This is a genomic window from Nocardia xishanensis NBRC 101358, from assembly GCF_001613365.1.
GTDB lineage: Bacteria > Actinomycetota > Actinomycetes > Mycobacteriales > Mycobacteriaceae > Nocardia > Nocardia xishanensis.
On record NZ_BDCF01000030.1, the window covers coordinates 36,911 to 50,885 of the forward strand.

The following is a 13,975-nucleotide window of genomic DNA, read 5'->3' on the forward strand; positions in this document are numbered from 1 at the left end:
CCCGGCGGGCGAACTCGTCGGGCGATTACTCGCGCGACGCGCTCAGTCGCCCTGAACACACCGAAGCAGCTCCCGCACCGCGTTCTCGGTCGCGGTGAGTCTGATGGTCCACCGGTCGCCGGACAGTTGCAACCGCATCACCTCGGTATGCCACGGGCTGGACAGCCCGAGGAAGACGGTGCCGACCGCGTGCCCGTCCTGGCCGTCGGGGCCCGCGACGCCGGTCAGGCCGATCCCCCAGTCGGCGCCGCAGCGGGTGCGCGCGCCGACGGCCAGCTGCTCGGCGGTGCTCGCCGCCACCGGTCCCTCGGCGGCGAGCAGGTCCGCGCTGACACCGGCCAGGCTGCTCTTGAGGTCGGTGGCGTACACCACCAGTCCGCCGCGCAGCACCGCGCTCGCGCCGGGCACCCCGGCGATGGCCGCGGCGACCAGCCCGGCGGTGAGCGATTCGGCGGTGGCCACGGTTTGGCGGGCCGCCACCAGGGCGCGCACCAGCTCGTCGGCGGGTACCGACGCGGTCAGCGGATCGGTCATGCTCCGCGCGTCCGGCCGGGGCTGCCCGCGAACCACACCCGCGCGGCCTGCCCGACGTAGTCCAGGCCCGTGACGACCGTCAGCACCACCGCCAGATACATCAGCGCCATGCCCGCGACCTCGAAGCCGCCGGACAGCGGCAACAGCAGCACCCCGATCGCCAGCGACTGCACCAGCGTCTTCAGCTTGCCGCCGCGCCCGGCGGGGATCACTCCCCGCCGCACCACCAGCAGTCGCAACAGCGTGACGCCGAGTTCGCGTCCGCAGATCACCAGGGTGATCCACCAGGCCAGGTCGCCGAGTATGGAAAGCCCGATCAGGGCCGCGCCGATCAACGCCTTGTCGGCGATCGGGTCGGCCAGTTTGCCGAAATCGGTGACCAGCCCGTACTTGCGCGCCAGCTGCCCGTCGAAGCGGTCGGTGATGGCGGCCAGCGCGAACAGCGCGGCGGCGGCGATCCGCCATCCGGTCTGGTGGCCGCCGCCTGCGAACAACGCCGCGACGAACAGCGGAACGATGGCGATGCGCGCCATGGTCAGCACGTTCGCGATGTTCATCAGCGGCACGGCGGTGTCGGCCGGGGCTGCCGTGAGACCGGGCCCCGAGCGCTCCGTTCCCGGGCGCAGCACCGCCGCGTCGGGCCAGCGACGATCGATCTCTTCGGGCTGCACGCTCATGCCCTCGCCTCGCGGGCGCCCGATCCGAAGACGGCCACGTCTCCATCCGGTTGCGCTACCCCGGCGCGATGCGGTGAGCGGAACGACAGGATGTGCGGCACATGTCCAGACTATCGGTAAGCGCGCCGACTACTGTGCACCCCATGACCTCTCGGGGACCACTAGGTGGTTCGACCAGCGACGCGCATCCCAGCGCGGCCTCCGCCGCGCCCGGCTCGGGACCGATCGTGCGACGCGCCCGAACCTCGGACGTCCCGGAGATCAAACGCCTCGTCGACGTCTACGCGGGCCGCATTCTGCTGGAGAAGAACCTGGTCACCCTGTACGAATCGGTGCAGGAGTTCTGGGTCGCCGAGGTCGGCGGCCGGGTGGTCGGCTGTGGCGCGCTGCACGTGTTGTGGGCCGATCTCGGCGAGGTGCGCACCGTCGCGGTGCACCCCGATGCCAAGGGCACCGGAGTGGGCAAGCTCATCGTGCAGCGGCTCATCGCGGTGGCCAGGGAACTGGAACTGCGCAGGCTGTTCGTGCTGACCTTCGAGGTGGAGTTCTTCGGCAGGCACGGCTTCGTGGAGATCGACGGCACCCCGGTGACCGCCGAGGTCTACGCCGAGATGTGCCGGTCCTACGACACCGGCGTGGCCGAGTTCCTCGACTTGAGTTATGTGAAGCCGAACACTCTCGGCAACACCCGCATGCTGCTGACCCTCTGAAGCGCCGAAAGAAAGCGATATACCGTGCCGATCTTCGCCGTCCACTACACCTATTCCGAGGCCACCGTTCCCGGCCGCGACACCCACCGGCCCGAGCACCGCGGGTGGTTGTCCGGGCTGGTCGACGCGGGAACGCTGCTGTCCAGCGGACCGTACCCGGACGGGTCGGGCGCGTTGCTGATCTTCCGCGCCGAGGACGAGGCGACGCTGAAGGATCTGCTCGCGCAGGACCCCTTCGCGAGGGAAGGGCTCATCGACGCGGTGCGCGCGGTGGAGTGGCAACCGGTGATGGGCGCTTTCTCCGCCTGATCGAACGAAGCGAGCCCCGCACCCTGTCGAGTGGGTGCGGGGCTCTTCGTCAGGCCTCGAGGCCCGGTGCGCCTACCGTGCGTCCTGCGGAGCCGTGCCCCGGGTCTTGATCAGGCTCGCGACGGTGGCGACGACGAGCACGCCGATGATGACGCCCAGCGAGACCGGGGTCGATATCTCCGGCACGCTGACGTGCTCACCGCCGTTGACGAACGGCAGCGTGTTCTCGTGCAGCGCGTGCAGCACCAGCTTGACGCCGATGAACGCCAGGATCGCGGCCAAGCCGTAGGACAGGTACACCAGCCGGTCCAGCAGGCCGCCGATCAGGAAGTACAGCTGGCGCAGGCCCATGAGCGCGAACGCGTTGGCGGTGAACACCAGGTACGGCTCCTCGGTGAGGCCGTAGATCGCGGGAATGGAATCCAGCGCGAACAGCAGATCCGCGAAGCCGATGGCGAGCAGCGCGAGCAGCAGCGGGGTCACCGCCAAGCGGCCGCCGACCCGGGTGAGGAGCTTGTCGCCGTCGTACTCGTCGGTGGTCGGCAGCACCCGCTTGGCCAGCGCGACGATGCGGCTGTCGCGTTTCTCCTCGGCCTCCACCTCGTGGCCGCTCTCGCGCAGCAGCTTGACGGCGGTGTAGATCAGGAAGGCGCCGAACAGGTAGAAGACCCAGCTGAACGCGCTGATCGCGGCGGCGCCGACCGCGATGAACGCACCGCGCATGGCGAGCGCGAGCACAATGCCGATGAGCAGCACCTTCTGCTGGTAGATCCGTGGCACGGCGAAGGTGGTCATGATGATCAGGAAGACGAACAGGTTGTCCACCGAGAGCGCCTTCTCGGTGACGAAACCGGCGTAGTACTCCCCGCCGAAGGTCGAGCCCCACCGCCAGGCGACGAACCCGCCGAAGGCCAAGGCGATGCTGATGTAGACCGCCGACCAGAAGGCCGATTCGCGGAATGTCGGTTCGTGCGGGGTTCGCACGTGGGCGAAGAAGTCGAAGACGAACAAGCCGAGGATCACCGCGACGGTGATCCCCCATTCGAGTGCGGTCACCTGCATGCTGCGGCCCGATCGGAGGCGGTAGTCATGACGGCCATCATGCCCGATTTGTCCGTTCTTGTCGGCTAGCGGGTTGGTTGCCGACCATCCTGTCACACTCCGGTAAACCGCTCGCCGAGCAAAAGAGCACACGTCGGACGCCGGAAAGTCCGCATCTGGGTGATTGCGCGCACATTGCGGCGCCGGAAAAATCGGACATAACAACCGGGTAGGGAAAACCAGTGTCGCCCGGCCGATTCGGGTGTTAGCGTTCGAGGACGAAGTACGACCGCTCCAACCGGGGCGTCGGGGGAACCGCTTCCCCACCCACGAACCGAAAGGCACCGGCGATGACAGCGCGGATCCGGCAGCAGCGACAGTGGTCGCTCGACGCCGCCGCGCGCCCGAACGCCCTGCGCACCACGTGCCTAGTCGACTCCCCCTGGACGCGCGTCCGGAGCGGCCCCTGAGTTCTCGACGTTCGAGAACCCTCACACGGGGTCATTCCGCGGCAATCGGCCTGGGAATGACCCTTTTTCGTACGCGGACGCGGCTCGACTGTCAGCCGCCACGAACTTTCGGCCGCAAGGCCGCACTCCCTCGTAGCCCAACTGGCAGAGGCGCCGGCATTAGGAGCCGGGAGTTGCGAGTTCGAATCTCGCCGAGGGAACAGGTTCGCGCGAATCTGCGCGGACGAGCGTTTGTAGCTCAATGGGACAGAGCGCCCGCCTACGAAGCGGGAGGTTGGAGGTTCGAGTCCTCCCAAGCGCGCCGATGAAGTGTGACGTACGGCAACCATGGCGGATGCGCCGCGGTCCGGCGGGCCGGATCAGGCCCGAATATTCGCGTGCGACAAGCAGACAGGCGTGTCACAGTCGATGATCGTGACCGAGGACTACCGCACCCTGAATCGGGCCACCTGGGATCAGCGAGCGCCGCTGCACGCCGCGTCGCCGGGCTATCGGGTGTCGCGGTTTCTCGCCGAACCGGAGTTCCTGAGTCCGACAGTGCGTTTCGACCTGCCGATGCTCGGTGACGTACGCGGGCTGCGCGGCGTGCATTTGCAGTGTCACATCGGTACCGACACGATCTCGCTGGCGCGACTGGGCGCTCGGATGACCGGACTCGACTTCAGCCCGGCTTCGCTGGCGCAGGCTCGATCGCTGGCGCACAAGACGGGCGCCGACGTCCATTTCGTCGAAGCCGATGTGTACGACGCGGTCTCGGCGCTCGGCGCGGAACGGTTCGATTTGGTGTTCACCGGAATCGGCGCGCTGTGCTGGCTGCCGAGCGTCGACCGCTGGGCACGGACCGTGGCCGCGCTGCTGCGCCCCGGCGGGCGGCTGTTCCTGCGCGAAGCCCATCCGGTGCTATTGGCCCTCGACGAAGACGTCACCGACCGATTGACGATCGGCTACTCGTATTTCGAGACGCCCGAGCCGATGGTGTTCTCCAACGACTCCACCTACGTCGAGATCGACGGCCGTCTCGATCCGACCGTCACCCACGAGTGGAATCACGGCCTCGGCGAGATGATCTCGGCGCTGCTGGCCAACGGTCTCACCCTCACCGGGCTCACCGAACACCGCAGCGTCCCGTGGAATGCCTTGCCGGGCAGGATGAGCTGCGACGAACACGAGGAGTGGCGGCTGATCGAGCATCCCGAACGCGTCCCGCTCAGCTACACCCTGCGAGCCCGCAAGGAGTGACGGCCACCGCTCGAGAGCGGATCCGGGGCACGCCGGACGATCGGGGCGGGCCGGGGCTCGCGTAAGTTCGGTGTGGTCATGGTGACTCTGCTCTTGGCGCTGACCGGCTTCGCCTTCCTCGATTCGCTCGATCTGCTGCTCGTCGGCGTCACGGTCGCGATCGTGTACGACAGCAAACTCGCGCGGCGGTCACCACTTCCCGGCGGTCTGAGTTTCGTCGCGGGCGTCTTCGCGATGACCACCACGTTCGGGATCTGCGCCGTGCTCGGCATCAACTGGCTCACCTCGCTGATCGGCTTCGAACTGACGCCGACGATCCGCTACTGGGGCGAGCTGGCGGTCGGCCTCCTCCTGCTGCTGTTCTCCGTGTTGCCTTCCGGCGCGCGCCGCGACCCGCCCGCGTGGGCGACCAAGGCCCGGCGACGCCCCTGGGTGCTGGCGCTGGTCGGTGTCGCGATCGGATTCGCGCAGGCGCCTACGGCGGTGCCGTATCTCGCGGGCCTCGCCATGCTGTCGGCGCACGATCCGCTGCCTACGCTGTGGCCGCTGATCATCGTCTCCTACTGCGCGGTCGCGCTGCTCCCGCCGCTGTTGATTCTCGCGCTGTCCACCCGCGGCAGCGCGCGTGCCCGTCGCATCTACCGGACGATCGTGCGCGTCCTCACCGAGTACGGCCCGCTCTCGGTGCGAATCATCTTCGGGCTCTTGGGCGCCGCCCTGATCACCGACGCGATGATCCACCACGCGCACCTGTGGTGACCGGCGGGCGCGACCGGAGCGGAGACCGTCTTCGGATCTCGCGCGACCGGGACGAAGGTCCGCCTACTCTGCGGCGTCGTCCGGCTCCGGTCCGCCGCCGCGGATCGACCACAGCAGCCCTTCCAGCTCGTCGGGCTTGACGAGCACGTCGCGGGCCTTCGACCCTTCGCTGGGACCGACGACGCCGCGGGTCTCCATGAGATCCATCAGGCGGCCCGCCTTGGCGAAACCGACGCGCAGCTTGCGCTGGAGCATGGACGTGGAGCCGAACTGGGAGGTGACGACCAGTTCGATCGCTTGCAGCAGCACGTCGAGGTCGTCGCCGATATCTGGGTCGACGTCTTTCTTCTCCCCGGCCTTGGCGGCGGTGACGCCCTCCTGGTACTCGGGTTCGGCCTGGTTCTTGACGAAGTCGACGATGCCGTGGATTTCCTCGTCGCTGATGAACGCGCCCTGCAGACGGGTGGGTTTGCCCGCACCCATCGGCAGGAACAGGCCGTCGCCCATGCCGATCAGTTTCTCGGCGCCCGGCTGGTCCAGGATGACCCGGGAGTCGGTGAGCGAGGAGGTCGCGAACGCGAGGCGGGACGGCACGTTGGTCTTGATCAGACCGGTGACCACGTCCACCGACGGACGCTGCGTCGCCAGCACCAGGTGGATGCCCGCGGCGCGGGCTTTCTGGGTGATGCGGACGATCGCGTCCTCCACGTCGCGCGGCGCCGTCATCATCAGATCGGCGAGCTCGTCGACTATGGCGAGGATGTACGGGTAGGGCCGGTACACCCGCTCGCTGCCCAGCGGCGCGGTGATCGCGCCGGACTTCACCTTCTTGTTGAAGTCGTCGATGTGGCGCACCTTGTTGGCCTGCATGTCCTGGTAGCGCTGCTCCATCTCCTCCACCAGCCAGGCCAGCGCGGCGGCGGCCTTCTTCGGCTGGGTGATGATGGGCGTGATCAGGTGCGGAATGCCCTCGTACGGGGTGAGCTCGACCATCTTGGGGTCGATCAGGATCATCCTGACCTCGTCCGGTGTGGCGCGTTGCAGCAGCGACACCAGCATCGAGTTGACGAAGCTGGACTTACCGGAACCGGTGGAGCCCGCGACCAGCAGGTGCGGCATCTTGGCCAGGTTCGCCGAGACGAACTCGCCCTCGATGTTCTTGCCGAGGCCGATCACCAACGGATGGTGGTCGTTCCGGGTGGACGGCGCTTTCAGCACGTCGGCCAGCCGCACCAGTTCGCGGTCGGAGTTGGGCACCTCGATGCCGACGGCGGACTTGCCCGGGATCGGCGCGAGCAGCCGGACGTTCTCGGTGGCGACAGCGTAGGCGATGTTGCGTGCCAGCGCGGTGATCTTCTCCACCTTCACGCCGGGGCCGAGCTCCACCTCGTACCGGGTGACCGTCGGGCCGCGCACGAACCCGGTGACCGCCGCGTCGATCTTGAACTGCACCAGCACCTCGGTGATCGCCTCGATCATCGATTCGTTGGCGGCGCTGCGCTTCTTGGGCGGTTCGCCGTCGGTGAGCAGCGTCAGCGGCGGCAGCGTGTAGTCGCCCTCGATCACCCGGTCGGCGACGAACTCGGGATCCTTGGGTGGCGGTGGGGTCTGGTCCTGCACCTTCGGCGCCGCGCGCTTCTTGGGCTTGGGCGGTTCCGGCGGCGGCTCGGTGGCGATCGGTTTGGCGTCGCGCAGTGGCGGCTCGCCCAGCGCTTCGGTGACCGCGTCGGATCCAGCGAACTCGTCGGGCGGATAGTTCTCGGCGGGGGTGCGGCCGCGACGCCGGGATGCGGTGCGGCGCACGGGGAATCCGTCGGCGTCGTAGTCGGCGGGGGTGTAGTCGCGTTCCGGCTCGAGGTCGCCGTATTCGTCGCCGCCCGCCGCGGTGCCGAAGTATTCGCGCAGCCGCTGCGGGACCTCCCTGACCGTGGTCCCGGTCAGCAGCAGCACGCCGAAGACGATGGCGAGCAACAGGATCGGCACCGCCAGCCAGGCGGTGAGCCCGCTCGCCAACGGCCCACCGATGACATACCCGACGAAACCGGCGGCGTGCGAACGGCCGTGCGCGTCGCCGGGCGCCCCCGCGGCGAGGTGCCAGATGCCCAACAGCGGCAGACCGACCAAGAGCCCGCCCAGCACCAGCCGAGGTCGGATCTCCGGGTGCGGTTCGGTGCGCATGAGGGTGATCGCGATGCCGGTCGCGACGAACGGCAGTGCGGCCGAGGCGGACCCGGACACCGCCCGGATCGCCTCCTCCACCCAGTGCCCGATCGGGCCGCCCGCCGAGAGCCATACCGCGGCCGCGATCACGCCGCTGAGCGCGATCAGCGCGAGCGCGATGCCGTCGCGGCGGTGTCCGTGTTCGATCTCGCCCGCCCGGCTGAGCGTGCGCGTGGTCGCGCCGAGCCCACGGGCCAGCATGTTCCAACCGCTGGTGATGCCCCGGCTGATGACCGCGAGCGGCGCGGTGTCGGACGTGCGGCGCACGGGTCTGCGGGCCGGTGTGGCGCGCCCGCGCGGAGCGGAACCACCCCGGGGTGTGGTGGAACGAGACCGCGCCGTGGTGGTCCTCCCCCGGGCCGATCCCGCCCGCGCACGAGGTGTCGTGGTGCTGCGGGACTTACCTGCCATGGACCCAGGCTAGCCGCAAACGCCCCATCCAGACCATCCGCAACACCCGTATCGCCCGCCTCGAGCGCGGCGGATCACAGCCGAACGCCCCGCTCGAGCGATGGATACGGGCGGTTCAGAACGAGCGGTCGAGTTCCAGCACCGCGCGCACGGCGTCCTCGTCGCCCGTGGTCTCGATGCGCACCTTGTCGCGGCCGAACGCGTGCAGCACCAGTTCGGAAGGCTTACCGGTGAGCGTCACCGCGGCGCCCTCGGCCGACCTCACTTCCGCACGGCGGCCATCGGGCGTCGCCAGCACCACCGGCACGGGGGCGGCGCGGTAGGCCATCTTGCCGACCCGTCGCGCCACGTTCCACAACTGGGACTCGTCGGCGTCGGAGAGTTCGCGCGGCTGCCAGTCCGATCCGGCGCGGCGCACATCCTCGTGGTGCACGAACATCTCGCTCAGATTGACCACCGCGTCCACCGGCTTCAGCGGCGACCACCAGGGCGGGCCGGTCCGCACCAGGTCCAGCAGCTCGGGAAAGGGCTTGCGCGCCACGCGGTCCTGCACCGACTCGAGGTAGCCGGCGAACGGCTTCAGCAGGATGCCGGGCGCGGCGTCGGGGCGGCGTTCCCGAACGATCAAGTGCGCCGCCAAGTCTCGCACGGTCCACCCGCCGCAAAGGGTCGGTGCATCGGGACCGGCCGACGACATCGCGGCCACCAGCGCTCGACGTTCCCGTTGTGCCATGCTCACGTGCCGACCATAACCGATACCGGAAGGTCGCTTGGGAGCCCGGCCGGTCGTCTGGACCCGTGCGACACCGAAATGGAATGCGCCGACTGGATTCCCGAATGGTTGCTCGGTAGCTTGTCACTGGTCCATAGGGTCGTGGACCTCTCAGTTCGAAGGGATTCACCTTGAAGAAGTTCTTCACCGCTGCCGCGGTCATCGTGGCAACGGTCGGTTCGATGCTGGCCACCTCGGCACCGGCGCAGGCCGGATACGGCTACTACGGCGCGATCGCCGTGTCGAGCGACGGTAGCTACGGCATCGCCAACAACTACGGAAGCTACAGCGCCGCCGAGGACGCCGCTATCGATGTCTGCGGTTACGGCTGCTCCACCCTGGTCTCCTGGACCAACGGCTGCGGCGTGCTCGCCAGCTCCGACACACGCTGGAGCGCGTCGGCGCGGCCGAGCTACTCCGAGGCCCGGGCCGCGGCGCTGAGCCGCCTCTCCGGCGGCTGGGTCGTCGACTGGCGCTGCACCTCGGGCTACTCGCTGTAAATCCGACACCGTCGCGCCGTCAGCTGTGTCGGCGCGACACCACTTCACCAGGGGAAAATCGTGAAACACCGCTCCATTCGGGCCGCGGTCGCCGTGCTGCTGACCGCCTCGGCGTTCGCGCTCGGCGCGTGCAGCTCCAGCACCGACTCCTCCTCGACCACGGGCGCGAGCACCTCGCCCGCGGGCAAGTTCGAGGAAGGTAAGAACGAGGACAAGGCCGTCGACGGCAAGGCGCCCACCTCGACCACGCGGCCGAACCTGCCCAAGCCCGCCGCTTCGCTGCTCAACGAGCGCATCAACCGCGCCTTCGATCCCTCGGTGAGCGCCGAGGAGAAGATCAGCTGGATCCAGGACGCCGAGCGCGATCCGCAGCTGGTCGACAAGCTGGTCGACGCGGCCAAGCGCAACAAGGTGACCGTCCAGATCACCAATGTGCAGGAACCCAAGGACGGCAAGCTGAAGGCCGACGCGAAGGTCACCATCGACGGGCAGCCGGTGGAGAACGCGTTCGTCGAGTTCGTCGCGGAAGGCAGCGACTGGAAGGTCTCCCACCAGTTCACCTGCAACATCGTGCGCTCGGCGAAGCTGGACTCCGCCGCCTGCCAGGCTCAGTAGAAGACGTGAAAAGCGCCGGAAGGCATTGCCCTCCGGCGCTTTTCGCGATTCGGGATCAGACGCCGATGACAGTCGGCACGATCATCGGACGGCGGCGGTAGGTCTCGGCGACCCAGCGCCCGACCACCCGCCGCACGCCCTGGGCGATGCGGTGGATGTCGGTGACGCCCTCACCCGCCAGCCGCAGCAGCTCGGCCTCGACGAGTTCCGCGGCGTCGGCCAGCGCGGTCGGGTCGTCGGAGAAGCCGCGCCCGCTCAGTTCCGGCGCACTCACGGCCTTGCCGGTGGTCTCGTCGATGGCGACGGTGATGGAGATGAAACCACCTTCGCCGAGCACCAGACGGTCCGACAGGGTGGACTCGCCGACATCCCCGACGGAAAGGCCGTCCACGTAGACGTGGCCGACCGGCACCCGGCCGACGATCGACGCGATGCCGTCCACCAGGTCGACCACCACGCCGTCCTCGGCGAGCACCACCCGCTCCTCGGGGACGCCGGTGGCCACCGCGAGCGCGGCGTTGGCGCGCAGGTGCCGCCATTCGCCGTGCACCGGCATGGCATTGGTGGGGCGCACCGCGTTGTACAGGTACAGCAGCTCGCCCGCTGAGGCGTGCCCGGAAACGTGCACCTTGGCGTTCTGCTGGGTGATGACCGTGGCGCCCAGCCTGGCCAGCCCGTTGACCACGGCGAACACCGAGTTCTCGTTGCCTGGGATCAAGGAGGAGGCCAGTACGACCAGGTCGTCGGCGCGGATGTGGATCTGCCGGTGATCGCCGCGCGCCATCCTGGACAGCGCCGAGAGCGGCTCGCCCTGCGATCCGGTCGAGATGAGCACCAGGCGGTCGCCGGGCAGGGTCGCGGCCACGTCGAGGTCGACGACAACGCCGTCGGGCACCGTCAGGTAGCCGAGATCCTGGGCGATCTGCATGTTGCGGACCATCGAGCGGCCGACGAAACAGACACGGCGCCCGTACTTCTGGGCCACGTCGACGACCTGCTGAATGCGGTGCACGTGGCTGGCGAAGGAGGCCACGATGACCCGGTTGCGCGCCTTGCCGATCACGTTGTCCAGCACGCCGCCGATCTCGCGTTCCGGCGTGACGAACCCGGGCACCTCGGCATTGGTGGAGTCCACCAGGAACAGGTCGACGCCCTCGTCACCGAGCCGGGAGAAACCGGCCAGGTCGGTGAGTCGTCCGTCCAGCGGCAGCTGGTCCAGCTTGATGTCTCCGGTGTGCAGCGCGACGCCCGCCGGGGTTCGGATGGCGACCGCGATCGCGTCCGGGATCGAGTGGTTGACCGCGAAGTACTCGCACTCGAACGGACCGTGGATGGTGGTCTCGCCCTCGACGACCTCCATGAGCTTAGGGTGCAGCCGGTGCTCGCGGCACTTCGCCGCGACCAGCGCGAGGGTGAACTTGGCACCGATGACCGGGATGTCGCCGCGCATGCGCAGCAAGAACGGCACCGCGCCGATGTGGTCCTCGTGCCCGTGGGTGAGCACGATCGCGACGACATCGTCCATCCGGTCCTCGATGGGCCGGAAGTCGGGCAGGATCAGGTCGACGCCGGGCTGCTGGTCCTCGGGGAAGAGCACGCCGCAGTCGACGATGAGCAGCTTGCCGTCGTATTCGAAAACGGTCATGTTGCGGCCGATTTCGCCGATGCCGCCGAGCGCGAAGACGCGCAGACCGTTCTTGGGCAGCTTCGGCGGGGCGCCGAGCCGGTCCTGCGCGGCGACCACGGGCGGTTTGGCGGGCGCCTGTTCGCCGCGGCCGCGGCCTTGCCGACCGCGTCCGGCGCGGCGGCCCTGACCGTTCTGCCGCGGGGATTCGGGCTGCTGAGCCTGAGCGGGCTGCGACTTCTTGGCGCGGTCCGACTTTCGCGCCGACTCGGCGCGGGCGGACTCGGCCTGGCGGACCGTTTCCCGCTGCGCGGCGGTTTCCCGCTGCGCGGCGGTTTCCCGCGCGGTGGTTTCGGGCTGAGCGGCCGCTTCGCGCTTCGCGGTGGTCTCGCGCTTCGCGGTGGTTTCGGCCTGCGCGGCGACGGGTTCGGCGGCGGGCTTTTCGGTGCGTTCCCGCTCGACGGGAGTCGGTTCGGGGGCGCCCGCGGGGCGGGACGCGGCGCGGCGGGGACGGCGCGGAGTCGTCATGACGATGTCTCCTCTCCGGTGACGGATGCGCCTCGGACTAGGTCACTGTGGTCGCTCATCCCAGCACCCCCGCGGTCCGCAGGTCGACGGCGAGCCGGTCCAGCGCCTCGGTGTTCGGCATCAGCTGCGGCAACCGCGGCTCGCCGACTTCGACGCCGAGCAGGCGCAGGCCGCCCTTGGTCATCGCGACACCGCCGAGGCGGGCCATGGCGTGGTTCAACGGGACGAGCCGGGCATTGATGTCACGGGCCCGCGCCACGTCGCCCGCCCGGTAGGCGTCGACGAGTTCGCGCAGGCGCTCGGGCACCAGATGGCCGATGACGCTGATGAATCCGACGGCGCCGATGGACAGCCAGGGCAGATTCAGGCTGTCGTCGCCGGAGTAGAAGGCGAGGCCGGTTTCGGCGATGAGCTCGGCGCCCGCGTTCAGGTCGCCCTTGGCGTCCTTCACCGCGACGATGCGCGGGTGCTCGGCGAGCTTGCGAATCGTGTCGGGGCCGATTGGGATGATGGAGCGTGGCGGAATGTCGTAGAGGGTGACCGGCAGGTCGGTGGCGTCGGCGACCGCGGTGAAGTGCGCGATCAGGCCCTCCTGCGACGGGCGCGAGTAGTAGGGCGTCACCACGAGCAGACCGTGCGCGCCCGCTCGCTGCGCGTTGCGCGCGAGTTCGATGGAGTGGGCGGTGTCGTAGGTGCCCGCGCCCGCGATCACGGTGGCGCGATCGCCCACGGCGTCGACAACGGCGTGCAGCAGGTCGAACTTCTCCGACTCGGTGGTGGTCGGCGATTCGCCGGTGGTACCGGAGATCGCGAGCAGGTCGACGCCGCGGTCGACGAGACGGGCCGCCAGCGCGACCCCGGCATCGACATCCAGCTTGCCGTCGGCACTGAAGGGGGTCACCATCGCGACACCTACTGTGCCGGACGCGCGCAGCTCCGTTGGCGTCGATTCACCGTTCGTCATGGTCAGAAAGGCTACCCGGTCCCAGGAACACCCTCGACACCGTGACCGGCGATCCGGCTGCCCGGCCGGGTGATTCACCTCCCACCGACGCCACGAAGACATCACTCCTTCCTTGAATGACATCAAAAGTGGCGTCACACTGGTGTCATGGATTTGAACAAGTACACCGCTCAGCTGCGCGAGAACCTGGTGGCCGCCGCGGCGCTCGGCGACGAGAAGACCCAGGCCACCGCCGCCGCCCTGGCCGCGGCGACCGAATCGTCGGCGCGTCTCGTGCTGCTCGCGGCCCTCTCCGAACTGGCCGCCGAGGTCAGCGCGGAATTGACCGACCGCACCGTGCGCGTCTCGGTGGACGGCACCGACGCCACCGTGGACGTGCGCAAGAACGCCACCGAGGAGCACCCGACCATCGAGGAGATGACCGGCGACATCAGCCGGGTCACGCTGCGCCTCGTCGAGCAGATGAAGGCGAAGGCCGAGGAGGCGGCCGCGGCCAGCGGGGTCTCGCTGAACTCGTGGCTGTCCAACGCGGTGTCCGGTGCGCTGCGCGACCAGATGCGAGGCCACGGACCCAAGCGCGACATCTGACATCGGTCGCCGCA

At 69.0% G+C, this 13,975-nt stretch carries 14 protein-coding genes and 2 tRNA genes; 9 read left to right on the forward strand and 7 right to left on the reverse strand.

Features of this window, described 5'->3' with window-relative positions:
* Positions 1-42: 42 nt before the first annotated feature.
* Positions 43-534, reverse strand: a complete 492-nt coding sequence (locus tag NX1_RS22195; RefSeq protein WP_068062812.1) for a CinA family protein — start codon at positions 532-534, stop codon at positions 43-45.
* The gene (gene pgsA, locus NX1_RS22200) at positions 531-1,211 is read right to left on the reverse strand and encodes a CDP-diacylglycerol--glycerol-3-phosphate 3-phosphatidyltransferase (protein WP_084501662.1); all 681 of its coding nucleotides are present in this window, start codon (positions 1,209-1,211) and stop codon (positions 531-533) included. The genes NX1_RS22195 and pgsA overlap by 4 nt, the downstream gene beginning before the upstream one ends.
* A gap of 143 nt (positions 1,212-1,354) precedes the next feature.
* On the opposite strand from pgsA, the gene NX1_RS22205 reads away from it, so the two are divergent.
* Both NX1_RS22205 and NX1_RS22210 read left to right on the forward strand, forming a co-directional pair.
* Positions 1,355-1,921: an amino-acid N-acetyltransferase gene (locus NX1_RS22205; RefSeq protein WP_068062815.1), complete on the forward strand. Its 567-nt coding sequence runs from the start codon at positions 1,355-1,357 to the stop codon at positions 1,919-1,921.
* A 24-nt stretch (positions 1,922-1,945) separates the two neighbouring features.
* Positions 1,946-2,230, forward strand: a complete 285-nt coding sequence (locus NX1_RS22210) for a YciI family protein (RefSeq protein ID WP_068062817.1) — start codon at positions 1,946-1,948, stop codon at positions 2,228-2,230.
* A gap of 72 nt (positions 2,231-2,302) precedes the next feature.
* On the opposite strand, the gene NX1_RS22215 is transcribed toward NX1_RS22210, so the two are convergent.
* Positions 2,303-3,292 carry a TerC family protein gene (locus tag NX1_RS22215; protein ID WP_068062820.1) on the reverse strand — a complete coding sequence of 330 codons (990 nt, stop codon included), beginning with the start codon at positions 3,290-3,292 and terminating at the stop codon, positions 2,303-2,305.
* 575 nt (positions 3,293-3,867) lie between these two features.
* Between NX1_RS22215 and NX1_RS22220 the strand changes: the two genes are divergently transcribed.
* The 4 genes from NX1_RS22220 to NX1_RS22235 all read left to right on the forward strand — a co-directional run bounded on the left by NX1_RS22220 (position 3,868) and on the right by NX1_RS22235 (position 5,739).
* Positions 3,868-3,941, forward strand: a tRNA-Leu gene (locus NX1_RS22220).
* A 27-nt stretch (positions 3,942-3,968) separates the two neighbouring features.
* Positions 3,969-4,042 (forward strand) — tRNA-Arg (locus NX1_RS22225).
* Between the two features lie 113 nt (positions 4,043-4,155).
* A complete protein-coding gene (locus tag NX1_RS22230; protein ID WP_218024168.1) occupies positions 4,156-4,980 on the forward strand; it encodes a class I SAM-dependent methyltransferase in 825 nt (274 codons plus the stop codon).
* 78 nt (positions 4,981-5,058) lie between these two features.
* Positions 5,059-5,739, forward strand: a complete 681-nt coding sequence (locus NX1_RS22235; protein ID WP_068062958.1) for a GAP family protein — start codon at positions 5,059-5,061, stop codon at positions 5,737-5,739.
* Between the two features lie 63 nt (positions 5,740-5,802).
* Here NX1_RS22235 and NX1_RS22240 read toward each other — a convergent pair whose 3' ends face one another.
* Positions 5,803-8,370, reverse strand: a complete 2,568-nt coding sequence (locus NX1_RS22240; RefSeq protein WP_068062836.1) for a DNA translocase FtsK — start codon at positions 8,368-8,370, stop codon at positions 5,803-5,805.
* A 115-nt stretch (positions 8,371-8,485) separates the two neighbouring features.
* Entirely contained in the window at positions 8,486-9,109 is a 624-nt protein-coding gene (locus NX1_RS22245; protein ID WP_068062839.1) for a TIGR03085 family metal-binding protein, read from the reverse strand.
* Between the two features lie 164 nt (positions 9,110-9,273).
* On the opposite strand from NX1_RS22245, the gene NX1_RS22250 reads away from it, so the two are divergent.
* Together NX1_RS22250 and NX1_RS22255 are read left to right on the forward strand one after the other, a co-directional pair.
* On the forward strand, positions 9,274-9,642 hold the full coding sequence (locus tag NX1_RS22250) for a DUF4189 domain-containing protein (RefSeq protein ID WP_084501663.1): 369 nt from the start codon (positions 9,274-9,276) through the stop codon (positions 9,640-9,642).
* A gap of 60 nt (positions 9,643-9,702) precedes the next feature.
* Complete coding sequence (locus NX1_RS22255; RefSeq protein ID WP_068062841.1) at positions 9,703-10,257, forward strand: WKL family lipoprotein; 555 nt, start codon at positions 9,703-9,705, stop codon at positions 10,255-10,257.
* 55 nt (positions 10,258-10,312) lie between these two features.
* Here NX1_RS22255 and NX1_RS22260 read toward each other — a convergent pair whose 3' ends face one another.
* Together NX1_RS22260 and dapA are read right to left on the reverse strand one after the other, a co-directional pair.
* A complete protein-coding gene (locus NX1_RS22260; RefSeq protein WP_068062843.1) occupies positions 10,313-12,409 on the reverse strand; it encodes a ribonuclease J in 2,097 nt (698 codons plus the stop codon).
* Between the two features lie 55 nt (positions 12,410-12,464).
* Positions 12,465-13,373, reverse strand: a complete 909-nt coding sequence (gene dapA, locus NX1_RS22265; RefSeq protein ID WP_068062845.1) for a 4-hydroxy-tetrahydrodipicolinate synthase — start codon at positions 13,371-13,373, stop codon at positions 12,465-12,467.
* A gap of 147 nt (positions 13,374-13,520) precedes the next feature.
* On the opposite strand from dapA, the gene NX1_RS22270 reads away from it, so the two are divergent.
* Entirely contained in the window at positions 13,521-13,961 is a 441-nt protein-coding gene (locus tag NX1_RS22270; RefSeq protein ID WP_068062848.1) for a toxin-antitoxin system HicB family antitoxin, read from the forward strand.
* Positions 13,962-13,975 lie beyond the last annotated feature (14 nt).